15 protein-coding genes, 1 pseudogene and 1 riboswitch are annotated in these 25063 nt (G+C 44.3%); of the genes and pseudogenes, 8 read left to right on the top strand and 8 right to left on the bottom strand.

Annotation, left to right across the window (positions count from 1 at the left end; translation table 11 throughout):
* Window positions 1-60 precede the first annotated feature (60 nt).
* Both AB6F11_RS06970 and tadA read left to right on the top strand, forming a co-directional pair.
* Window positions 61-1350, top strand: a complete 1290-nt coding sequence (locus AB6F11_RS06970; RefSeq protein WP_017059876.1) for a hemolysin family protein — start codon at window positions 61-63, stop codon at window positions 1348-1350.
* A gap of 85 nt (window positions 1351-1435) precedes the next feature.
* Window positions 1436-2041: a tRNA adenosine(34) deaminase TadA gene (gene tadA, locus AB6F11_RS06965; protein ID WP_048614315.1), complete on the top strand. Its 606-nt coding sequence runs from the start codon at window positions 1436-1438 to the stop codon at window positions 2039-2041.
* A 61-nt stretch (window positions 2042-2102) separates the two neighbouring features.
* On the opposite strand, the gene AB6F11_RS06960 is transcribed toward tadA, so the two are convergent.
* Complete coding sequence (locus AB6F11_RS06960) at window positions 2103-2234, bottom strand: hypothetical protein (RefSeq protein ID WP_017059878.1); 132 nt, start codon at window positions 2232-2234, stop codon at window positions 2103-2105.
* Between the two features lie 316 nt (window positions 2235-2550).
* Window positions 2551-4119 (bottom strand): membrane-bound lytic murein transglycosylase MltF, encoded by a 1569-nt coding sequence (gene mltF / locus AB6F11_RS06955; protein ID WP_102394075.1) that lies wholly within the window; start codon window positions 4117-4119, stop codon window positions 2551-2553.
* 329 nt (window positions 4120-4448) lie between these two features.
* Between mltF and purL the strand changes: the two genes are divergently transcribed.
* Together purL and AB6F11_RS06945 are read left to right on the top strand one after the other, a co-directional pair.
* Entirely contained in the window at window positions 4449-8357 is a 3909-nt protein-coding gene (purL, locus tag AB6F11_RS06950) for a phosphoribosylformylglycinamidine synthase (protein ID WP_017059881.1), read from the top strand.
* A gap of 811 nt (window positions 8358-9168) precedes the next feature.
* A complete protein-coding gene (locus tag AB6F11_RS06945) occupies window positions 9169-10119 on the top strand; it encodes a GGDEF domain-containing protein (RefSeq protein WP_102394076.1) in 951 nt (316 codons plus the stop codon).
* A 325-nt stretch (window positions 10120-10444) separates the two neighbouring features.
* On the opposite strand, the gene dapD is transcribed toward AB6F11_RS06945, so the two are convergent.
* The 6 genes and pseudogenes from dapD to AB6F11_RS06915 all read right to left on the bottom strand — a co-directional run bounded on the left by dapD (window position 10445) and on the right by AB6F11_RS06915 (window position 15496).
* Window positions 10445-11476, bottom strand: coding sequence for a 2,3,4,5-tetrahydropyridine-2,6-dicarboxylate N-succinyltransferase (gene dapD / locus AB6F11_RS06940; protein ID WP_017059885.1), 1032 nt, complete (start codon window positions 11474-11476; stop codon window positions 10445-10447).
* A gap of 258 nt (window positions 11477-11734) precedes the next feature.
* Window positions 11735-11878: pseudogene (locus tag AB6F11_RS06935) on the bottom strand (MarC family protein); the annotation flags it as partial.
* A gap of 197 nt (window positions 11879-12075) precedes the next feature.
* A complete protein-coding gene (locus AB6F11_RS06930) occupies window positions 12076-13065 on the bottom strand; it encodes a GGGtGRT protein (RefSeq protein ID WP_065584394.1) in 990 nt (329 codons plus the stop codon).
* Window positions 13066-13090: 25 nt separating this feature from the next.
* Window positions 13091-13783 (bottom strand): iron-sulfur cluster assembly scaffold protein, encoded by a 693-nt coding sequence (locus tag AB6F11_RS06925; protein WP_017071044.1) that lies wholly within the window; start codon window positions 13781-13783, stop codon window positions 13091-13093.
* Between the two features lie 194 nt (window positions 13784-13977).
* A riboswitch (Fluoride riboswitch) is annotated at window positions 13978-14062 on the bottom strand.
* A gap of 155 nt (window positions 14063-14217) precedes the next feature.
* The gene (locus AB6F11_RS06920) at window positions 14218-14511 is read right to left on the bottom strand and encodes a YebG family protein (RefSeq protein WP_008223840.1); all 294 of its coding nucleotides are present in this window, start codon (window positions 14509-14511) and stop codon (window positions 14218-14220) included.
* Window positions 14512-14599: 88 nt separating this feature from the next.
* Window positions 14600-15496: a LysR family transcriptional regulator gene (locus AB6F11_RS06915; RefSeq protein WP_017059889.1), complete on the bottom strand. Its 897-nt coding sequence runs from the start codon at window positions 15494-15496 to the stop codon at window positions 14600-14602.
* A gap of 208 nt (window positions 15497-15704) precedes the next feature.
* On the opposite strand from AB6F11_RS06915, the gene AB6F11_RS06910 reads away from it, so the two are divergent.
* From AB6F11_RS06910 to recC, 4 genes are all read left to right on the top strand, one after another.
* A complete protein-coding gene (locus tag AB6F11_RS06910; protein WP_102394077.1) occupies window positions 15705-16661 on the top strand; it encodes a TDT family transporter in 957 nt (318 codons plus the stop codon).
* A 125-nt stretch (window positions 16662-16786) separates the two neighbouring features.
* Entirely contained in the window at window positions 16787-18649 is a 1863-nt protein-coding gene (locus AB6F11_RS06905; RefSeq protein WP_102394078.1) for an MrcB family domain-containing protein, read from the top strand.
* 26 nt (window positions 18650-18675) lie between these two features.
* Window positions 18676-21021, top strand: a complete 2346-nt coding sequence (locus AB6F11_RS06900) for a DUF2357 domain-containing protein (protein WP_102394079.1) — start codon at window positions 18676-18678, stop codon at window positions 21019-21021.
* A 205-nt stretch (window positions 21022-21226) separates the two neighbouring features.
* Complete coding sequence (recC, locus tag AB6F11_RS06895) at window positions 21227-24703, top strand: exodeoxyribonuclease V subunit gamma (RefSeq protein WP_102394080.1); 3477 nt, start codon at window positions 21227-21229, stop codon at window positions 24701-24703.
* Window positions 24704-25063 lie beyond the last annotated feature (360 nt).

The following is a 25063-nucleotide window of genomic DNA, read 5'->3' as shown; positions in this document are numbered from 1 at the left end:
CAGCTTATACTCCGGATTACGGCTAATTGTTGGCCGGTAAATTTAGGAAATCCAAGCCACATGAAAATTCTGCTTTTAGTAGGGTTAATTGTTTTAAATGGTCTGTTTGCCATGTCTGAGATTGCATTGGTAGCAGCAAAAAATAGTCGGCTGAAACGCTTAGCCGAAAAACACCGCTCCGCTCAGGTTGCTCTTGATCTCAAAGAAAACCCAACCCGCTTCCTCTCTACAATCCAAATCGGTATCACGGTAATCGGCCTACTCAGCGGGATTGTGGGTGAGGCGACGCTATCGGCTCCACTAGCCGTTCAACTTGAACTGTGGGGACTAGACCCAACACAAGCGAACATCTTGTCTACTGCGGTTGTGGTGGTAGGTATTACTTATTTCGCTATCGTTGTCGGTGAGTTGGTACCAAAGCGTTTTGCTCAGTCTCAAGCTGAAAACATTGCTGTGTTAGTCGCGCTGCCAATCTTCTGGTTATCTAAAATCGCGACGCCGTTTGTGTTTGCGTTGTCGGCTTCAACGGAAGGTATTCTTAAGTTGATGGGCCGAGGCGGTGAAGAAGATAGCGTTACCGAAGATGATATCCATGCACTTGTGAAAGAGGGCTCAGAATCGGGTGTGATTGAACGCGGCGAACAAGAGATGATTCGTAATATCTTGCAGCTTGATGATCGTCTTGTGAGCTCATTGATGACTCCGCGTCGAGACATCGACTTTCTGGATGTCGACCAACCCGTTGAGCAGATATTAAAGAAACTGCGTTCATCAAAACACAGTGTGTTTCCATTGTGCCAAGATCACCTCAATAAAGTGGTGGGTACAGTGTCAGCCAAAGCCTTGCTGAATCAGGCGGGCAATCTAAGCATTCAAGTGATCATGGGGCTGTCTCGCTCGCCGATCTATGTTCCAGAATCGATGAAAGCTCTGCGTCTACTTGGCTACTTTAAAGAGTCGGGCACCGAGATGGCATTCATTGTCGACGAGTATGGCGATGTTCAAGGTCTTGTGACTCATTACGATATTCTTGAGGCGATTGCTGGCGAGCTATCGAATAATCCGAACGATCTTTGGACCGAGCAAGTGGAAGACGGTTTGTTGGTGGATGGATTGATTCCTATCAGTGAACTGAAGAACCGTTTAGAGCTATCGGATTTTGAGGGCGAAAGCGAGAGCTTCCAAACGTTGAATGGCCTTGTGACTTGGTTAATAGGGCGCTTACCGGATGCAGGCGAAGTTGTTCAATACCAGCAGTGGCAGTTTGAAATTATCTCTGTTGAGAATAACCGTATTGTGAGCATCAAAGCGACGCCAATAGCCGGTGACACAGAAGACGCTAATAGCTAACAGTTCGACCAACCAGCAAGCGGCAATGGTTCATTGTCTCTTGTTGTCTTAACCTCTTTATTGTTCATTATCACGAAGATTAGGTATGCTTCACCGCATACCTATTTTCGTTTTTATCCTTTGTTTTCTGGAGTTCCCTTTGTCAGACCATCAATTCACCCCTCAAGATGAAATCTTCATGCGACGCGCCATTGAGGTAGCTAAGCAAGCAGAGAGCGAGGGAGAGGTTCCTGTTGGTGCAGTATTAGTAAAAGATGGGGAGATTATCTCTGAAGGATGGAACCGTTCGATTGGCAGCCACGATGCTACGGCACACGCAGAAATTGAAACCTTGCGTAAAGCCGGTCAAACCTTAGAAAACTATCGGCTACTCGATACCACTTTATACGTTACGCTAGAGCCTTGCCCAATGTGCGCAGGTGCCTTGCTACACAGCCGAGTAAAGCGCATTGTGTTTGGTGCTCCAGACTTAAAAGCAGGCGCTGCAGGTACAGTGTTGAATTTGTTTGAAAGCCAAGCCTCATACCACTATGCCGACGTTGAACATGGTTTGTTAGAGGAAGAGTGCCGTGAGCAATTACAAGCGTTTTTCAAGCGTCGTAGAAAAGAGATAAAAGAGAAGCGAAAGCAAGAACGTCTGTTGGAAGAGCAGCGTTTAGAAGCAGAGATGAAGGCTGGCAATAAGAAATAGCTGCGTACTTTCGGCACTCTCTATCGCAAGAGTGCCAAGCAAACTGACTGAGTAACTACATTTACTCAGCAATCATCTGCATGAAAGCGCGATTGCGCCAAATGATCTTCTTCTTATTATTTGAAAGCATACGCTTACGACGGTTTGCAGCAACGGTCTTATCAAGGCGTTTCGATTTCAGTTTCTTCATCATTTCAATGATTTCCTATTTGTCGTCTGACTTTTTAGTTTGGACTAACGATTTAATTATAGTGTTATTAGTTTGTTTGGCCTGTCGCACGCTTGGCTTAAATAGAAGAGCAGTTCTAGTCTAAAGCCAGCATTGCAGTGCAACAGAGCATAATCTTGATTGTGGTGTGCCGTTATAAGGTTCGATTGTTACTGCAATATGACACTCTAGATCTCATCATCATTTTCTTGCCTGCTTCCCTTATCCCTTAATGACGAAAGAAGAGTCGAAAAAAGACAATAAAAAAGAGCAATGCTAGATGGCATTGCTCTTTTGGGTTTTACTGTGAAGGCTCAGAACTGCTTACTGTCGACTGAGCTGCGCTGATACTCGATTCAGCACCTGAGGTTTCTAAAGGTGGGATCACCACCAAACCTTCAAGGGTCGCTTCTTGTTCTTTATTGCGCTTATTTACATGGCCAATAATGCTTTGGTAATAACGGCGAATGTTTTCAACGTAGTTTCTCGCTTCATCACCACGCGCATACCCATATCGAGTTTGGCTGTAGTACTTCTTCTGTCTTAACAGAGGCAATCTGTCTTTCACATCGCCCCAAGCATCAGGATCTCCTCCTTGTGCCTTCGTTAGGCGACGCGCGTCCATCATGTGCCCGTAACCGACATTGTATGAAGCAAGTGCAAACCAGATCTTTTCGTGTTGAGTGATTGAATCTGGTACTCGGTTCACGATACGACGCAGGTACTCAACACCGCCTTGTACCGACTGGTTCGGGTCGAGACGGTTGGTTACCCCAACACTCTTCGCGGTGGGCAGTGTCAACATCATCATGCCACGAACACCCGTTGGTGAGCGCGCAACAGGGTTCCAGTGTGATTCTTGGTAGGCCAAAGCGGCAATCAAGCGCCAATCAAATTCTTGAGAGTACCTTTGAAATAGCGGCGACCATTTTGGCAACTTGCTGTCCAGTGCGCGGATAAAGGCACGAGTATCAACGTAGTCAAAAGTGCCGATGTGGCCGATGTATTTCTCTTCTAGTGAAGCCAGTTCACCAGACTGTTTTAGGTTACCGAAGAACTCAATCAGCAAAGCATACAGGCTTTCATCTTCCGATCTATTTAGGTACCAAGAGATAGGTTGGTCTTCTGTCAGCTCAAATGCCAAGGCAACATCTGGGTACAAACGTTGCGCCAGTGATAGCTCGATAGAGTCGGCCACTGTGAATAAACGTTCGCCTGTTGATACTTCTTTGAGCAGGTCGTTGATATCAGCATTGCCGACCGCATCATAGATAAAGTCATCGTGTGTTTTCTGCAGCTGCTTTAGTGTTGGCTCAAAGTGTGAGTCTTTCACCACAACCAAAGATGGCGTTAATGTGTCAGTAGACGCCGCCTCTTCTGATTCAGTTTGTGCTTTAACAAAGTCAACCTGACGCTCATTCTCGAAATTGATCAGTTGTTCAAGGTTTCTCGGTCGCCACTGGCCTTTTTTGTATACGACCTGTTGGCTTACGTAGTAATAAGCAGGTGCGGCGCGATAAGCTCGTGTCAGTTTGTTGTTTTGCGTTAAGCCGGTCGCGATAAGATCGATTTCGCCTTTCTGCAGTGCAGGGAACAAGCCAGACAAACGGTAAGCGGGTTTAACCTCAAGCTTTACACCAAGCTCCTGCGCAAATTCACGAGCTAATTCGTAATCCAAGCCAGCAGGACCATCAGGACCGATGTAATAAGAGAGTTGGTTATTTAGGGTGCCGACACGAAGAACGCCACGATCTCGTATCTGCTCAAGGACACTTTTAGGTTCAGATTCAATCTGGCATCCAGCCAACCCAAATAGGGCGATGGCGAGCAGAAGGAACTTAGACGAAAAGATGAGCGTAAATTTAGGCATCAAAATGAAATCTCGAAAAGTGGAAGCTCCTTTATACCAAACCCCGCAAGGCTGGCAAAGCAGGTTTAATTAAACAGTTGTAAAAGTGGTGATAAATGCAGCAAAAGTACCATTTACGCAGAAAGATAAAAAAAATCACGCAAACGGTTGCTTTTGGTGTTACGTCACAAAAAGAAATGCTTTATAATGCGCTCGCATTGAAGAGGTGGGATCGGCATAGGTTTTTAAACCTTCGGGAATAGCTTCGAAGAAAACAGTTAGGTTTTTCCTTTAACCCACTGAATTTATTCCAATACTACCTTAATCAACTGCATAAGAGACGTAAGCACATGAGAATTTTGCGTGGCTCCCCAGCTCTATCTGAGTTTCGTGTTAACAAGCTTTTAGAGCTTTGTCGTGAATTAAGCTTACCTGTAACAGGTATTTACGCTGAGTTTGCCCACTTTGCTGATCTAACGGCAGACCTAGATGAGTCTGAAGTTGAGAAGCTAGAAAAGCTACTGACTTACGGTCCAACGATTGAAGAGCATGAACCTGAAGGTTTACTGCTGCTTGCAACGCCACGCCCAGGCACTATCTCGCCTTGGTCTTCAAAATCAACAGATATCGCACACAACTGCGGACTGGCTAAAGTGTCACGTCTAGAGCGCGGTACTGCTTTCTACATTGAAACCTCTGCTGAACTTTCTGAACTTCAACTTGTTGAGCTGAAAGCAATCCTGCACGACCGTATGATGGAAGTGGTTTTCACTGACTTCGAATCAGCGGCGGCACTATTTACCGTTGCTGAGCCTGCTCCTTATGCGGAAGTTGACCTACTAACTGGTGGACGTAAAGCGCTTGAAAAAGCAAACGTTACCCTAGGTCTTGCACTTGCAGAAGATGAGATTGATTACCTTCTTGAAAGCTTCACTGAGAAGCTAGGTCGTAACCCGACGGACATCGAGCTAATGATGTTTGCACAAGCGAACTCAGAGCACTGTCGTCATAAGATCTTTAACGCTGATTGGACTATCGATGGCGTTAAGCAAGAAAAATCATTGTTCAAGATGATTAAGAACACCTTTGAAACGACACCAGAACATGTTCTGTCTGCTTATAAAGATAACGCAGCGGTAATGACAGGTTCTGAAGTTGGTCGTTTCTTCCCAGATCCAGAAACTCGCCAGTACAGCTACCACCAAGAAAAAACACACATCTTGATGAAAGTTGAAACGCACAACCACCCAACGGCAATCTCACCGTGGCCAGGCGCATCGACAGGTTCAGGCGGTGAAATCCGTGATGAAGGCGCAACCGGTATTGGTGGTAAGCCAAAAGCGGGTCTTGTTGCTTTCTCTGTATCTAACCTTAAGATCCCGAACTTCGTTCAACCTTGGGAAACTGACTTTGGTAAGCCAAGCCGTATCGTTACTGCTCTGGATATCATGCTTGAAGGTCCTCTTGGTGGCGCGGCATTCAACAACGAATTTGGTCGTCCAAACCTACTTGGCTACTTCCGTACTTACGAAGAGAAAGTAAACTCTCACGCAGGTGAAGAAGTGCGTGGTTACCACAAACCAATCATGCTAGCTGGTGGTCTTGGCAACATCCGTGATGAGCACGTTCAGAAGAAAGAGATCCCGGTAGGTGCAAGCCTAATCGTTCTAGGTGGTCCTGCGATGAACATCGGCCTTGGCGGCGGTGCGGCATCTTCAATGGATTCTGGTTCTTCTTCTGAAGATCTTGATTTCGCTTCTGTACAACGTGAAAACCCAGAGATGGAGCGTCGTTGTCAGGAAGTTATCGACCGTTGTTGGCAGCTTGGTGATGCGAACCCAATCGCATTTATCCACGATGTGGGCGCGGGCGGTATCTCGAATGCTCTTCCTGAGCTAGTCGACGATGGCGAGCGTGGCGGTATCTTTAATCTACGTGACGTGCCAAACGATGAGCCGGGCATGAGCCCACTTGAGATCTGGTGTAACGAATCTCAAGAGCGTTATGTAATGGCGGTTGCTGATAAAGACATGGCAACGTTCGACGCGATTTGTAAGCGTGAACGTGCACCGTACGCAGTGGTTGGTAAAGCAACTGAAGAACGTGATCTGAAATTAGAAGATTCACACTTCGACAACACGCCAATCGACATGCCAATGGACATCCTATTAGGTAAAACACCTAAGATGCACCGTGACGCGAAAACGCTAAAAGCTAACAACCCTGCGATTGACCGTTCTGGCATCGAGATGAACGAAGCGGTTGACCGTGTTCTTCGCTTGCCAACAGTCGCTGAGAAAACATTCCTTATCACCATCGGTGACCGCTCGGTAACAGGCCTTGTAGCTCGTGACCAAATGGTTGGTCCATGGCAGGTTCCTGTTGCTAACTGCGCAGTAACAGCGGCAAGCTACGACTCTTACCACGGTGAGGCTATGTCTCTTGGTGAGCGCACGCCAGTGGCACTTCTAGACTTCGGCGCATCGGCTCGTCTAGCGGTTGGTGAAGCAATTACTAACATCGCAGCGACCAACATCGGCGATATCAAACACATTAAACTGTCGGCTAACTGGATGTCTCCAGCAGGTCACCCAGGTGAAGATGCAGGTCTTTACGAAGCGGTTAAAGCGGTTGGTGAAGAACTATGTCCAGCTCTGGGTCTAACTATCCCAGTGGGTAAAGACTCAATGTCGATGAAGACTAAGTGGGAAGAGAATGGCGAGCAGAAAGAAGTAACGTCTCCGCTATCTCTTGTTATCACTGCGTTTGCACGTGTTGAAGATGTTCGTAAGACGATTACTCCTCAGCTTCGCACTGACAAAGGTAATACAAGCCTAGTTCTTATCGACCTAGGTAACGGCAAAAACCGTATGGGTGCAACAGCACTTGCACAGGTTTACAAGCAGCTTGGTGACAAGCCAGCAGACGTAGACAACGCAGCGCAACTAAAAGGTTTCTACGAAGGCGTTCAAGCACTTGTAGCGAACGACCAAGTTGTCGCTTACCACGATAAAGGCGATGGTGGTCTATTCGTAACGCTAGCAGAAATGGCATTCGCAGGTCACTGTGGTGTTAATGCAAACATTGAAGCGTTAGGTGAAGACACGCTAGCAGCACTGTTCAACGAAGAGCTAGGTGCAGTAATCCAAGTCCGTAACGACGACCTAGACGCAGTACTTTCTACTCTTGCAGCTAACGGTCTAGAAGCATGTTCTCATGTGATTGGCTGCGTTGTTGGTGAAGGGGAAGCATCAGATGAACTAGTGATTAAGTCTGGCGAGTCTGTAGTGATTGAACGTAACCGTACTGAACTACGTACTATCTGGGCTGAGACAACGCACAAGATGCAAGGTCTGCGTGATAACCCAGTATGTGCTGACCAAGAACATGAAGCGAAGAAAGACAACTCGGACCCAGGTCTGAACGTGAAACTGAGCTTTGACGTAAATGAAGACATCGCAGCACCGTTCATCAACACAGGTGCTAAGCCTAAGATGGCGATTCTACGTGAGCAGGGTGTTAACTCTCACGTTGAAATGGCAGCAGCATTCGACCGTGCAGGCTTCGAAGCAACTGATATTCACATGAGCGACATCCTAACAGGTCAAGCGGTACTAGAAGAATACAACGGCCTTGTGGCATGTGGTGGCTTCTCTTACGGTGATGTACTAGGTGCTGGTGAAGGTTGGGCGAAGTCGGTTTTGTTTAATGACTCTACTCGTGACCAGTTTGAAAACTTCTTCAAGCGTGAAGATACCTTCTCTCTAGGTGTGTGTAACGGTTGTCAGATGCTGTCGAATCTACGTGAACTTATCCCAGGTGCGGAGTACTGGCCACGTTTCGTTCGCAACGAATCTGAGCGCTTTGAAGCACGTTTCAGCCTAGTAGAAGTTCAGAAGTCAGATTCTGTATTCTTCAACGGCATGGAAGGTTCTCGTATGCCAATCGCTGTTTCTCACGGTGAAGGCCGCGTAGAAGTACGTGATAACGACCACCTAAACGCGATTGAAAACTCAGGTACGGTTGCTCTACGTTACGTTGATAACAACGGTAACCAAACGCAGCAATACCCGAATAACCCGAATGGTTCGCCAAACGCTATCACAGGTTTAACAACGACTGACGGCCGCGTGACAATTATGATGCCTCACCCAGAGCGTGTATTCCGTACGGTTGCAAACTCTTGGTCTCCGGAAGGTTGGGGCGAGAATGGCGCTTGGATGCGTATGTTCCAAAACGCACGTAAGAACGTGGGTTAATTGAAAACGATTTAAACAGTGTTATCGGGACAATAACCACAAGCGCAGATCGAAAGGTCTGCGCTTTTTTTGGTGGTGAGTGTGGTGTAGGGATCACCGTATAGTGGATGTGTGTATAACAAACTTTTGGACAAAAGCTTGCTAGAGTTATTGTACTAGTCGATAGTAATACACATTAGATTTTGTAGGGGTAGTGAAGGAATCTAACGAATGCCCTCACTCCATTGACCATCACATGTGTTACCCGCAGTGGTTTAACCTTTTAATTTGTAGCCAAATTAACTATTTCACTACACCACGTCACAGACTATTGTAATATTTACATCACACCGCCAAAAAGAAAGTAACACGATGATTTAAAAAGAAAATCAAACAAGACTCCATAATGATACCCTTCCTTATACCCTGTAATTACTAAGATGCATAATATACAGGGGAATAGCATATTAAATACCACTATTTTAGGAAGCTACACTCTAAAACTATTTATGGTTACTTTTGAAGGCAGAGAACTCCAAACAACTGGTGGAATGTGACCGTAACAATTTACTCGCTAAGTCGCAATGGGGCACATTGCGAGATAGAAAATGTTGTTGGTTCACTCTAAATTAGTGGCCAAATTCACTTAGCCACAACAACTTGCTTAATTATACATATATCCACTATCAGTAGACCTAAAATACCAACTTCGATTGGCTTAGGTAATGAAGGTAGTGACTTGGTTTAGGTGGCCAAGTCAGCTATCTTTCATATTGACGGACAATTTAACGCTGACATTTTGTGAGCCCCCGAAAAATAAGAGAGCAGATATATGCAAAGTAATTTCCTCAGTCACTTCATGTCCTTATTATCTATTACTAGCGATTACATCTACTTTAAGGATATGAATTATAGGTTCATATTGTGCAGTCAGAACTTTGCAGAGCTTGTCGGGAAAAACTCATGGAGGGAACTTCACGATAAAGATGACTTTGATCTGTTTCCTCATGAACATGCATTAATGTATCGTAAGGAAGATGAGAAAATAATCGAAGGTCGAATACAGAAAACAACCTCAATCGAACCTTATACAGATAATGAGGGAAATGAGGGCTGGGTATCTACCTGTAAATGGCCTCTTTACAAAGATGGAGGAAGTGAGTTGATAGGAATGTTCGGTATTAGTCGTGATATTACTGAGCAAGTAAAGCTTCAAAAACTTCTTGACCTTAAGGAAAAAGAATTAGTTGAGGCAAATATAAAATTAAAGGAGCTTAGCGAGATTGATCCTTTGACAGGGCTATATAATCGTCGTATTTATTCAGCATATTTAAAAAAAATTTCAGCCTTAGCAATGCGATCTGGTGAGCCCTTGTCACTTCTGATTATAGATATTGATAATTTCAAAAACTACAATGATAATTATGGTCATGCTGCGGGGGATACAACGCTAAAGATAATTTCTAGCCAATTAAGAAAAAATGTGTATAGAGATTCTGATCTACTAGTAAGGTATGGTGGAGAAGAGTTTGTGGCTGTATTGCCCAATACTAACCTCCGTGATGCAAAACATGTCGCAGAAAGAATAAGAAAAAATATACAAGCTGAAGCAATGACTCATGAATACTCTACCGATGCAGGTGTTGTCACGGTAAGTATTGGCATTTCTACTATCAAAGGAAAAGTTATTGATACCGATAACTTGTTTTTACAAGCTGACAATTCCCTTTATAAGGCTAAAACATCGGGAAGGAATAGGTGTGAAGCCTTTTGTTGTGGCTAAGTAATGTTGGCCACTAATTTATAGTTCCTAGGGCGCTTTGGGGCGAAAGCGATTTAGCTAATTACTATCACGTTAGGCTAAATAATCTCTTTAACTGATAGTGTAGTGGATTAGCAAATTTGGTTAGATAGTTAGAGTTCTAGGCATGAAAAAAAGTAAGTCAAATGATGCTTTAGTGAAGAGTTTGTTCAATCGGTCGAAACACACAATGGGGCAAATAATGATTCCCAGAACATACAAAAAAGCCGCTGGATTGAACCCCAGCGGCTTATTATTTTCTAGCATCTAGCATCTAGCATCTAGCATCTAGCATCTAGTGCTTAGATTAGTTGTTGCTGTGCAGCTCGCTGTTTAGCTCAACCGCAGACTTGTTCGCTAGGCACTCGATTTGGCCTGTGATTGAGTTGCGACGGAACAGAAGATCAGACACGCCAGCAAGATCGCGAGCTTTAATGATTTCTACTTCATTGCCTTCTTTATCTAGCATGCGAACCTTAGTACCCGCAGTCACGTAAAGACCAGACTCAACTGTACAACGGTCACCCATAGGGAAGCCAAGCCCCGCGTTTGCGCCTAGTAGGCAGTTTTCGCCGATAGAGATAACCATCGTACCGCCACCAGACAGAGTACCCATGATAGAAGCGCCGCCGCCGATGTCTGAACCGTTACCTACAACAACACCCGCAGAGATACGACCTTCAACCATGCTCACGCCAGTTGTACCAGCATTGAAGTTGATGAAACCTTCGTGCATTACTGTTGTGCCTTCGCCTACGTGTGCGCCAAGACGAACACGAGAAGTGTCAGCAATACGAATACCTGTTGGTACTACGTAGTCCACCATTTTAGGGAACTTGTCTACGCAATCTACAGACAGAGCACGACCTGCAAGGCGAGCTTCGATTTGACGCTCAGCCAGCTCAGGTAGGTCGATAGGGCCTTCGTTTGTCCATGCGATGTTGTGCAGTAGACCGAAGATGCCGTCCAGTACCGTACCGTGTGGTTGTACTAGGCGGTTAGAGATAAGTTGTAGCTTTAGGAAGCCTTCAGCAACTGATGCTGGCTTCTCGTCAGTAGCAAGAACAACAAGAACAAGTGGCTGTTCAGACGCTGCCGCTTTTTCTGCGAAAGATGCGTTAGCTGCATCATCGTTTGCTGCGAATGCTTTCGCCAGTTCTGCGCTTTGTGCAGCAGAGATTTCGATAGCTTGGTTGCCTTCAGCGTAACCTGACACTTCAGCTACAGCTGCTACAAGAGCGTCGCTTGGGTTTAGAAGCGGGTTAGGGAAGAACGCTTCAATGATTTTATTGTCGCGATTTTTGGTTGCCGTACCGAAGGCTAGTGAAAAATAAGCCATGTTGAATCTCCATGTGTTGAGTCTTGATTTTGCTATTCCAAAACAACGGCTCGAATAACAAGCGCTGCCGTTAGCAAAGTTAATTTAATTGCGTTCATCATAAAGAGAGCGCCCTCGTTATGAAAGGGCGTATCGGGATAAAGTCTGTAAAATGATATTGCTTGTCTTTTGAGAGATAGTTTTCTGCAATGAGAAAACACTGCAGATCAACACAAATTGATTGGTGCGTTAATCAACATTCTCCTGTGAATCCCCTCTTTAGATAAACAGTGCCTTATAAGCTTGCTCAATCCCTTCAATCAACATCTGCATACCGATTACCGCGAGTATCAACCCCATCATTCGAGTAATCACGTTCAGTGCGCTTGGTCCAACGGCTTTAACGAAGCGCTCGCCAAATACGACAGCAGAATGTATTTAATCTTAGATACAAATAATTATTAGAAATAGATAGTAGAGCAAGTGTGAATAAAAAACAGCCAGCATAAGGCTGGCTGTTTGGTTTTAGTGATAGGTGTAGAGTTTTAGTCGTCCGTTATTGCTTGATTCTCAACTAACAGACTCTACATAACAGGCAGATTGTGGGACTCACTTTGTCGTTATGCGTGTTGAGATTCACTCACTGCCACAGCCAATGCAACCGTCGCTCCGACCATTGGGTTGTTGCCCATGCCGATGAAGCCCATCATCGCCACGTGAGCAGGAACTGAAGAGCTACCTGCGAACTGAGCATCAGCGTGCATTCTGCCCATGGTATCGGTCATGCCGTAAGACGCTGGGCCTGCTGCTACGTTATCTGGGTGCAATGTTCGACCTGTACCGCCACCTGAAGCAACTGAGAAGTATGGCAAACCTTGGCGAGTGCGTTCTGCTTTGTAGATACCAGCAACAGGGTGTTGGAAGCGTGTTGGGTTGGTTGAGTTACCCGTGATACTCACATCCACTTCTTCTCTGTGCATGATCGCTACACCTTCACGTACATCATCAGCGCCGTAACACAAGATCTCGCCACGAGGGCCTTGTGAGAAGCGGCGACGTTCTGTTTCAACTAGCTCACCCGTTTGGTAATCAAATTGAGTGCGAACATAAGTAAAGCCATTGATGCGAGAGATTAGGTAAGCGGCATCTTTACCTAGACCGTTCAAGATAACTTTCAATGGTGTTTTGCGTGATTTGTTCACGTTCAGTGCAATCTTGATCGCACCTTCTGCAGCAGCAAAAGACTCATGGCCTGCAAGGAAAGCAAAGCAGTGGCTCTCTTCATTGAGAAGGCGAGCAGCCAGTGCGCCATGGCCGATACCGACTTGGCGTTGCTCCGCAACACTGCCGGGTTTTGTGAATGCTTGAAGGCCTTCACCAATGATATTCGCTGCTTGTTCTGCGTTGTTCGCTTTACGGAACAGAGCCAATGCTGCACCAAGAGTGTAAGCGTCAGCTGCGCTTTCAAATGCGATAGGTTGAGTGTCCATCACTAATGCTTTTGGATCGACATTGTGTGATAAACAGTATTGGTTTGCTTGCTCTAAAGAGTCGAAGTTCATTTCTGCCAATACGCGAGTTACTGATTCATTAAATTGAGTGTTCATCATATCTTTCCTCTTTTATTGGCAAAAATTATTGTTGGCGTGGGTTAATGGTGGTCACGGCTTCGTCGAAGCGACCATAAGTCCCTGTCGCAAGGTCGGCCGCTTCATTCGCTGGCACGCCTTGGTTAATCGCCTTCATCATTTTGCCGAGGTTGAGATATTCGTAGCCAATCACTTCGCTGTGATCATCAAGTGCAAGCTTGGTTACGTAACCTTCTGCAAGCTCTAGGTAACGAACGCCTTTTGCTGCGGTTGAGTAGCTGGTGCCAACTTGGCTGCGCTGTGTTTGACCTAAGTCTTCTAGTGCTGCGCCGATCTCTAGGCCACCTTCAGAGAAAGCCGACTGAGTTCGACCGTAAACAAACTGCAGGAAGATTTCGCGCATCGCGACGTTAATCGCGTCACATACCAAGTCAGTATTCAGCGCTTCTAGAATGGTTTTTCCGGTGAGGATTTCCGCAGCCATCGCGGCAGATTGAGTCATACCTGAACAACCAATCGTTTCGATTAATGCTTCTTCGATGATGCCGTTTTTTACGTTAAGAGTCAGTTTTGCAGCACCTTGTTGTGGTGCACAAGTGCCAACACCGTGGCTTAAGCCAGAAATAGCGATGACATCTTTTGGGCTAACCATTGCGCCTTCAACTGGAATTGGAGCTGAATTGTGAAGATCACCCCTTTGAATAGGGCACATTGATTGAATTTCTGAAGAGTAGTGCATAATGTTTTCTCACTTATAGAGCCATTTAACGCCTAGGGCGTTGAGAAAACAGGACGTGTTGGAAGAGGTGCGGCTAATTCACTACAGATCTTGAGTATCGATAATCCAAAGGTGTCATGGAACTTGGTCTTAATAGACTAAGTCCATTTCAAAATGGAGGAATAGCGATACGTCCAACAGTATTACCTGTTTTCGATTCTGTAGGAGTCATTAGCACTGTTCGGAAAGAACGGGCGGTTGAAGCAAAAGCTTAGGTGGAACCCCATCACCTGATGGCTATAGATTAGATCTTCCTCACACTTTCATGCAAGCGAATGTTTAGAGCGATTTCGACTATAAACAAGCTTCATTATATTTCGATAAGTATAAAAAAACGCCAATAACGAACTCTGATTAGAGGCGTCATTGACGTTTTTTAGAAAGGTATCAGCTAGTTAAGCTGCATCTTCTTCTGCGTCTTCAACAGCTTCAAGCTTCTTAGCTTTTTTCGGAGCTGGCTTACGCTTAGCACCTAATGCGTAAAGAACTTCTTCTTTGTTCTTCGCTAGGTACATTGCAAGTTCTTCTTGCTTGCCTTCATCTTCAACTAAATCGCTTTTGCCTAACAGTTCAAAAAGCTCATCAGCCATATCCAGCATTTTGTCGTATGCGTCAGCTTCGGCTTTAGAGGTAAAAGTCATTTTCTCTTCTCCGTTGCGTTCCACCACGTACTTGACGATAACAGCCATGGTTAATCCTCTAAGTTTGATAAATTTTACTGGCTTTTTATACAGTTTCTGATGTTAAAAGTCCAGTTGGAGCCCGTACTATGCGGCCTCAATCTTGATGTGCCGCCCAGTCTTCACAATAACTCATGAAAGATTTCAGCAGTGGGCTTTGATATTTGTCTTTATGGACCAGCATCCAGAATCGGCGTTTCATATCAAGTGGCACATTAAGCGCTTTTACTCGGCCTGAATCGATCGCTCGCTGAGCAGCTAAACGAGACAAACAGGCAAAGCCAAGACCGGCAGAAACAGAGTTGATGATTGCTTCTGTGGTGTTGAGTTCAAAAGATTCATACCAATGTTCGATGCGCGGTGCGACGGCACGAAGGAAAAACTCGCGAGTCCCTGAGCCTGATTCACGTAAAATCCAATGGCTGTCTTCTAAATCGCTTAAAATCACTTTTTCTTTGGCAACAAGAGGATGTTGATTACTAACAATAATGCACATTTCATCGCTGCTAAACTGACTCGAAATGAGTTCAGGGTGTAATGTTTTTCCTTCAATTAGCGCGATATCCAGTTCATAATCCACCAACTTTTGGCAGATCAGTGCACTGTTTGAAATGAACAAGCTTTGATCCTGATGTTGAGTTCGTTCGCGAAAGCCTGACAAAATAAACGGTGCGACCTGATTACCAATCGTGTCACTCGCGCCGACCTTTAGATTGCCACTTAAAGGCTGATCATCACGGAACAAAACATCAATACCAGCAGCACGATGTAATATTTCATCCGCCAATGGAAGTAACTTATGTCCCTCTTGGTTGAGAATTAATCGGTTGTTGACCCGGTCAAATAGAGAGTGGCCGAGTTGTTTCTCCATTTCGCCTAGTGCCATGCTGACCGCAGCTTTAGACAGAAACAGAGCCTCAGAGGCAGCAGTCAATGTCGAGTGCTGAGTAATAGTGACGAACACTTTGAGCTGTTTTATTGAAATATTAGCCATCAGATTCCTAGTTTTACTCTGCTGGTGAAAATGGATTCTGTTCAGTATTGATGAACACTTGTTATATATAATTGGATATTGTTTAACGAAGCGCAAGCGTATTATGGCTTCAACAAGCTGATGAGTTCACAAGTTTAGTGAATTAGGTTTAAGAGAGGCTGACATGATTCAACGTATTAAATATAGATTAACAGGAGCTCCAACACCCATGGCAGGGTTAGCACTCGCAATTGCAAGCTTAGGCTGGTGTTGGGATGGTGTTCTAGTCGCACAAGGTATCTTACACACACCGGGTTTGGTGCAGTGGATCAGTGCTGGCATTGCGGCGGTATTACTTCTTGTTTTAGCTGTGAAATTTTTGATTCATGGTCACCTATTGCGTGAAGATCTTGCTCACCCTGTTGTCGGCAGTGTGGTACCAACATTTGCAATGGGGTGCATGGTGGTGTCAGCATCTTTAGCGCCAATCTCTCAATTCTTACAAGAAGCTATGTGGTTGGCTTCTGTGGCTTTGCATGTTGTGTTTCTAATGAGCTTTTTGTACCACAGAGCTAAAAACTTTGAGATTCACCACATGGTGCCAAGCTGGTTTGTGCCACCGATCGGTATTATCGTCGCTGACGTCTCTTTCTCAGGTAATCCAGTTTTAGAGCCAGTAGCTAACGCGACTTTGGTATTCGGCTTATTGGTTTACGCAGTAATGCTACCAATCATGGTTTACCGTTTGATCTTCTCTCACGAAGTGCCAGATGCTGCAAAACCAACGATTGCGATTATGGCAGCACCGGCAAGCCTATCTTTGGCGGGTTACTTAACCGTTACTGCTAACCCTTCACCTGTGATCATTGGTTTACTATTTGGTATTGCAGTGTTGATGACGTTCATTATCTATATGGCGTTTTTCAAACTACTTCGTCTTCCATTTAGCCCTGGTTATGCAGCGTTTACATTCCCTATCGTGATTGGTGCGACGGCACTGTTTAAATTGGCGGCTTGGATGGAAAGTGTCGACATTGCAAGCCAATACATAACTCAAGTCCATGCTCTTGCAGTACTGGAACTGGTGGTCGCAACATTGGTGGTGAGCTATGTTGTGATCAGGTATTTAGCTTTCTATCGACCTGTCAAAACCATACTGTTTTCAATGCGTTTGTCGATGAAATAGACGATTAGTCTACTTTGTTTTTAATATCAATTAGATGGTTTGAAAAGTATAATTCAAAGAGTGTACATGAATTAATAGCTAAGATTTAATCGATAAGCTTCGAGTTGTCAAATGAAGGTGAATTTATGAAGTTAAGGGCTCTATTATCAGAAATAGCAAGTAACTGGGTGCAAGCAAAGACAGAGCCATTTTCTAGTCACCCTATTGCTAAGTTACTAAGGAAAGATCTAACTTCATGTTTAAAGGCTGAATTGGATCTTGATGAACGATTTCTGATGAAAGCGAGTGCCGGAGCCGGTAATTGGGCCGATGTCGCTTGGTTATCCATCCTCGACTCAAAAATTACAACTTCAACACAATCAGGTGTATATCCTGTTTATTTGTTTCGCTCAGATGGTTCTGGGGTTTACTTGTCGTTAGGTTTCGGAACCACAGAGTTAAAAAGCAAATATGGGACAACCTTAGCGAAGCAAAAAGCAAAAGAGATGCGAGATAGAATACGTACCTCAAACCAACAGCTTATGCAATGGGATCAGACAGTTGAGTTACGATCGAATACTACATTGGGTCAGTCTTATGAGTGGGCTTCTGCCGGTGCTAAGTTTTATCCGACAGACCAGATGCCAGATAATGATGCTTTAATATCTGACATCAAAGAGCTTTTAGAACTATATGCAGGTATTAATACACGTAATGAGCCTGTAGAACCTACAGTTTTCGTAGAGCGGCAATGCTTATCTAAACCATTCCTTCTTTTAGCCGGTATTTCAGGAACGGGTAAGACTCGCTTTGTTCGTAAACAAGTAGAAGCGACTGGCTCTCTAAATGAAACTTATTGCCTTACTTCCGTGCGTCCTGATTGGCATGAACCAAGCGACTTGTTGGGGTATGTCTCGCGCTTATCAAAAGATGGTCAAGCGGAATACATCACCACTGATGTGTTGCAGTTCATCGCAAAAGCTTGGCGTGGAATCTTTGATAGTGGTTTAAGTGTTCAGGTTCACTCTAATGAACAGCGTGGAGAACGTTTGGTGGTCACTGGTGGTAGTCAAACTCAACAAAAAGTACGATCTTATTGGCTCTGTTTGGATGAAATGAATCTTGCTCCAGTCGAGCAATACTTTGCAGATTATTTATCAGTACTAGAGACAAGAAGTTGGAGTTGGGACAACGACCAATTTACCTATTCTAGCGATCCATTGCTGAAGCCATTAGCGTTAGGGTTAGCTGATGAGAACGGTGATACAGATGAAGTTTACGATAGAAAGCTGCGTTCAAGCTTAGGCTTTGATGATGATAAATATGATGAACTATGGCAGTTGTTCTGTCAGTACGGTCTGGGGATTCCATTTAACTTGATTGTAGCCGGAACGGTTAATATGGATGAAACGACTCATGGTTTCTCTCGAAAAGTCATTGATCGTGCATTGAGTATCGATTTTGGAGAATTTTTTCCTAATGACATAGATGAATTTTTTGAAGCGAAGAAACAACCATTAACCTTAGGTTATCCAATATATAGCCAAGCTAAGCTGGATCTGTTCTCTCAAGTTGAGGCTGATTCTACTGCTGAGAAAACGAAAGAGTTCTTTTTGTCAGTAAATGCTGTATTAAAAGGTACCGCATTTGAATTGGCTTACCGCGCATTTAACGAGCTTTGCTTATCAGTCATTAGTTTTTCTCCTAAGGATGAAGATGAATTAGCGGCTGTTTTTGATGACTTTTTAATGTGTAAGATATTACCTCGTGTTGAAGGTGATGAAGATAAGTTGACGACGGAAGATGGCGGTGCACTATTAGAAAAGTTAGTAGAAGTTCTATCAAATCAAAGCACCTTAAAAGCTATTTGGGATGGTGAACGTGCAGATTTATTGCGTCAGAATATTGAAGATAAAGACACACCAATCAAGGTAAGCTGCCGCTCAAAGATTAAGCTTGAGTATATGCAGTCGAAGTTGCAGTCAGGCTTCACCTCATTTTGGCCATAATAATGGTGATAGGGTAGCAGTAAGAAATGGTGAAGAAAAAGCGTGTGACTATCAAAGCTAAACATGATGATTTTACGGTTTATGTTACATGTGATGATATTGATAGCCCTTTAAGTAAACTAGAGCACACTTACAGACAGCGTGATCAGATATTGCCTTCTGGTGATATTGTATTGATTAGTGTGGGGGGAGTAGCGGCTACATTTGATGATGAGGGTGCATCGTCTATCGCTACCCCTTTCTTTTTTGAAAATCGCCAGTATTGGTTTGATATTGAGTTTGAAAGGTCAGTAATTAAGAATACTGCAACAGTTAATCATAAGCATCGTCTAATCGAAGAAGCTTTTCATCTAACCCGAAATGGTGATGGGCTACAAGCTGCTATTAATTTTGGTAATGATGTCGGTAACTGCAGTTTTAATATTGAGTATCAAGTGGGAGATAAGCTTTGTAGTGCTGAAGTTAGCTTTAATATCTTTGCTACAAAGATGGTGATGGATCAAGACCTTCCTTTGATTAATCGTACCATTGATGATATTTATCCTCTTTGGCGCTATAGCTTAAGTAGCAAAACAAATCAGGGTGTGAGTCAATCACAGCGCAGTACTGAAAAGTTTGAACTGTTTTGGCTTGCTCAGTTTCAGCGTTTGGTTGAAGACCTGCAAAGTGGTGTAAAGCAAGTCATTAACTCCCCTCATAATCGACTGCAATCTTTTTCTAAGTATCAAAAGTTAGATCGGGTTAATAAACGATTGAACCCAAAGCAGGCGGAAAAATCTCAACATTTAATCCAAAGCGGAGTGGCGAACCCAAGACTCCCTATTAGCTTTAAAAAACTGCATATTGATACGCCTGAAAATCGTTTTATTAAAATGGTTATTAATAAAGTCGCTAATAATTTACATCATTTAATTTCTACTATTACCCGCACAGAAAAATCTCAATTGTCAGGCTCTTTTATTCAAAAGGTGCAAACGTGGCAGCATACGTTTAACAAAATGTGCAAGCATCAGCTTTGGCGTGAAGTTGGTACCTTCAAAGGGCAAGGTGGTGAGTCGAAGGTATTACAACAGGGCACTGGCTATGCAAAAGCTTATAAAGCATGGCAGCAGTTAAAATATTATTTAAATAATACTAAAAATCAGACGGATATGTCGGTTAAATCGGTCGCTGAGTTATACGAAATTTGGTGTTTTGTTGAAGTTATGGCTGTTATTAAAAGCCTTGGTTTTAAAGAGATAAAGCGAGAGTTAGCTAAGTTAAAACAAGTGCAGTTTGAAAAGCAATTTAGTAAAGATGGAATGGCTGCTGCATTTGAGTTTTCTCGTGATGATGGAGTGATTATCAAGTTAGCTCATGAACCGACCTTTTCACCTAAAGGAGAGAAAGAGCGCACTTGGACAGCAAATCAACGGCCTGATATCGTGCTGCAGGTTACACTAGAAAATCAAGAGTCCTTTCTCATTTTGTTTGATGCTAAATACCGAATCGATAACTATCAAATCAAAGCTCATAACAAGGGATTTGATGCTGTACCTGAAGATGCAATTAACCAGATGCACCGCTACCGTGATGCAATTATTCATCAGCAAAAATTAGAAAATGAAAACCCGATTAAGAGTCGACCAGTAATGGGTGCTTTTGCTTTATATCCAGGTTTTTGTGATCAAGTGAATACTCATAACCCTTACCAAGATGCTATCGAACAAATTGGCATTGGTGCGTTTGCTCTGCTACCAAGTGTTAACAATCAATTGGGTCATAACTTGTGGCTGAAAAACTACTTACAGCAAAAATTAGGAGCGAGTATTACAAGTCGCTCTAGGTTAAGTAACGACTACTATTTCATCGAAGATTCAGCTCGTATTGCACCTTATGGAAGCTGTAGTGCTCGTTATCAAGATCTGACGATGGTAGCTCCATTAAATGAAATCGGTCGTGATGATAGTTACTTGAATCTAGCTCGGAGTGGCAAGCTTAAGGGGTATCATACACAGCTATTAGCGACCAACCGCCAAAATGTGCACCGTAACATTGTTCGTGAAGTTCGTTATTTATTGATCACTGTTCGTAATAAGGTGACTGATAATAGTCAATTTTCAAAGTATCTATATCGTGTGGCTAATGTGAAGTTGCTACCACGAAGTAAAATAAGCCAACAGTTTACGGGTAAAGATAGTCAACAAGATGGCCTATACTGGTTTTTTGAGTTTACTGATGAGCCTATCATATTGAATACGCCAATAGAGAAGTCTTACCAAGAACACTTTAGGTTCAAGTTAACTAAAGCTGAATTATTGCATCAATTGCATCATTGGGATGACATAAAGGGCGATTATCAGCTTTATGCTGACCTAGACAAAACGTGGTAATTGACAATTACAGCTACTGATATTGGGTTTCTGTGCTTAAATAAAATCCAACTTAGCGGCATAACGGTAAGCAGTTAACAGGATTTAGCTTGAGCTACCAATAGATAGTAAGTTTTTGGCATTTCATAAGCTTATATTCCTAATCCAAACACGGCACTTATGCTAATCTGGCTTTATATTGTGGCAAGATTAGCGTGAGTGCACTTTGTTTACTGTTTACCATTCCAATAAAGTTGATACTTTAAAAATTCTTCTCGTTCACTTAATCAAAAGTGACCCTTTAGCCAATCCTTTCGAAAAAGAGCAGATCTTGGTTCAGAGCCCGGGTATGTCTCAATGGCTTAAGATGGAACTCGCCAAAGAGTTTGGCGTAGCAGCAAATATCGATTTCCCACTTCCAGCAACCTTCATTTGGGATATGTTTACCCAAGTGCTTCCTGATGTTCCTAAACGCAGTGCTTTTAACAAAGAAGCGATGACGTGGAAGCTGATGAGTTTGTTACCCGCGAAACTTGACCACCCTGATTTCTTACCCCTACAGCGCTATCTTGAAAACGACGAAGATGACTCTAAGTTGTATCAATTGGCAGAGAAAATTGCCGATATCTTCGATGGATACTTGGTGTATAGACCTGAGTGGATGGCGATGTGGGAAGCGGGAGAGCCCGTTACAGAATTGATAGATAGTGAAGGGCAGCAAGAGCACCCTTGGCAACCCATTTTGTGGAAGGCACTCTATGATCAAACTCTGTCTCAAGGCCAATCTAAATACCACCGTGGCAACTTGTATCACGACTTCATTGAAGCGCTAGCCAATCAACAAGGTCAGCTACAACACTTACCTAAGCGTCTGTTTGTGTTTGGTATCTCTTCGCTGCCTCCTCGTTATATGGACGCGTTGAAAGCACTTGGCGAGCAGATTGATGTCCACCTGATGTTTACCAACCCTTGCCAACATTATTGGGGCGATATTCGCGATCGTAAATACTTGGCAAGAGTGGAAGCGCAGCGTCGTAAGCAGTTTGCTTTGGTTGATGGTTTACCTCAGCTAGAAGGCGAAGTCTCACCATTAAAAGATGGCATTGAAGCCAATATTGAAGACGAACTGCATACCAGCCAAGCGGTCGGTAATAGCTTACTGGCGTCTATGGGTAAACTGGGCAGAGATAACCTGTTCTTGCTGTCTCAATCAGACAGCGAAGAGCATGAGTTCTTTATTGATGTCGAGAGAGACAGCCTGCTGCATCAACTGCAAGCCGATATTCTTGAGTTAGAAGAGCACCAAGACGATCACATCTTAGACTCCAGCAACCACAAACAAGTGGTTGAGCTGGGCGATCGTTCGTTGACGGTACACGCTTGTCACAGCCCAATGCGCGAGGTGGAGGTTCTCCATGACCAGTTGTTAGCGATGTTTGATGCTGATCCAAGCTTAAAACCACGCGATATCATTGTGATGGTGGCAGACATCAATGCTTACAGCCCTGCTATTCAGGCGGTATTTGGTAATGCTCCGGGTGAGCGTTATATCCCTTACTCGATCTCGGATAGAACTGCAGACCAAGAAAGCCCAATTCTGACCGCTTTCATGCAATTGGTCGCGCTACCGAACACGCGCTGTTTAGCCTCTGAGTTGCTAGAGCTGTTAGAAATTCCTGCGATGATGGCACGCTTTGGTATTGACGAGTTTCAATTCGAGCAAGCCAAGCAATGGGTTGAAGAGGCGGGCATTCGTTGGGGGGTTGATGCTTCAACTGCAACAGAATTTGATCTACCTGCGACTGAGCAAAATACCTGGCTATTTGGTATTCAGCGTATGTTACTGGGCTATGCGATGTCAGACTCTGCGGGCTTGTTTGAAACTGAACATTCTCCGATTGCGGCTTATAACGAAGTTCAGGGTATTAACGCCGAACTTGCGGGTAAGTTAGCGCACTTTATTGACCGTATCGCTCATTACCGCCAACGACTAACTGAAACCCAATCTATCGAGATGTGGCGTGAAACCTTGCTGCAAATGATTGATGATTTCTTTGTGGTTGAACTGGAAGGCGAGGTGGTGCTCAAATCGATTCGTGATGCACTTTCGCAACTGAACGAACAGCTTGATGATGCCTTGTACGAACAAGAACTGTCGCCAAGCATTATCTACCAGTACCTCAATAATAAGTTATCTGGCGCGCGCATTAGCCAGCGTTTCTTAGCTGGCCAAGTTAACTTTTGTACCTTGATGCCGATGCGTTCTATTCCGTTCAAAACCGTCTGTTTGTTAGGCATGAATGATGGTGTTTATCCTCGCTCAATGCCGCCAGAAGGTTTTGATCTAATGAACGGACGCACACGACCTGGCGATCGTTCGCGTCGTGATGATGACCGCTACCTATTCTTAGAGGCGATGCTGTCAGCGCAAGAATGTTTGTACATCAGTTATGTTGGGCGTTCGATTCAAGATAATACCGAGCGAGTGCCGTCGGTGTTGGTATCTGAATTGATTGAGTATTGTCAGCAAAACTACTGCCTAAGTGAAGACCAAGCACTACCAAGTGATGATTCAGGCATTAAGTTGACTCAAGCGATCAGCTTTGAGCACACAATGACACCATTTAGCCCTGCAGCCTTTACCCAAGGTGATGCAAGCCATGTATTGAGTTACGCCAAAGAATGGCTTCCTGCGGCTAACCGTTCCGGTGAATGCAGTGGCGAATTCAATCGTGCGTTGGATGACTATTTGCTTGGTGCGACTTATCCGTTAGAACTCGATCTGGTTGAACTGCAGCGTTTCTGGCGCTTGCCGGTACAATACTTCTTTAATCGTCGCCTAAAAGTAGTGTTTGAGCCACCGCTTCCGGTAATGGAAGACGATGAGCCGTTCGTGCTTAATGGCTTAGAAAGCTTCCAGCTTAAGGATGCTCTGCTGCAAGTGTTGCTAGACCACCCAGAAGGCGCAGACGAAGCGGTGCGACTGTTTGTCTCTGAGCAAAAAGCCCAAGGTCGATTACCGGTCGGCGCCTTCGGTGACATCGAATTTGAAACCAACCGTGTTCAAGCGGAAGACTTAGCCAAAGAGATTAGATTTGTGAGCGGATCACCGCAGCAAGATCTCGAAGTGAATATCGAGTTTGACGTGTTAGGCGAAGGTAAGCCTGTTCGCTTGATGGGGTGGTTAACTCAAAACTATCAATCAGGTCTAGTGCGTTTCCGTAGCGGCAAAATACGCTCTCAAGATTACTTGGCTGCGTGGATCGATCACTTGTGTTGCGCAGTGATGGGGCACGGCAAAACGACTCATATTATTGGTTATGACAGAAAAGAAGGTGTGGTTCACCAAACGCTACAACCTATCGGTGATGCGCAGCAGGCGAAGAGTTTATTGGCTGAGTTAGTGCGACTGTTTTATCAAGGTATGACTGCACCATTGCCATACTTCCCGAAAACGGCATTAGCTGGTGTTGAAGCGGGCTTTAGCCGTGGTAAGTGGGTCGATGATGAAGAAAAGTCACTCAAGAAAATGGCCGATACCTTTAATGACAGCTTCGCCTTCACGGGCGAGGGTAGAGATACCTACATCTCACGAATCTGGTCTAAATGGGACGATGAATTGGCTACTGAGTCGCGTATGTATTCAACGCTTGTGCTACAGGCGGCAAGGTTGGCTACTGCCGATCTGGAAGATCAGGAGTAGGTGGCTGTGATCGACAAGATCAATAGTGAGTGCGCTGAATTAATGAAAGACAAAAGAGAGTCGCTGGTAAGCGTTTGGTACGCTTGCTTTCAAGATGAAGGGAATCAAGGTGAATAGAAGCAAGGTACAGGAAATAAAGTGGCCGCCAGTAAATCATTATTAGTGTAGGGCGTTCGCTGTACGGCCACAGGTCAGAGGGACCATTATTCTGTGGTTCAAAGTAACGCCGTAAAGTACAAAACTCGTACGTGCTCCTGAACTCGTGGGCGCATAGTAGCGAGGCGATCCGAATTGATCCGTGAGAGAGATCGCACTAACTATTAACAAATTAGCGTAGGACGTAAATTGAATGACGTTTTC

It is taken from the genome of Vibrio sp. 10N.247.311.14, from assembly GCF_041467715.1.
GTDB lineage: Bacteria > Pseudomonadota > Gammaproteobacteria > Enterobacterales > Vibrionaceae > Vibrio > Vibrio crassostreae_C.
The sequence above is the reverse complement of the archived record's forward strand: the minus strand, read 5'-3'. Positions and strand labels throughout refer to the sequence as shown.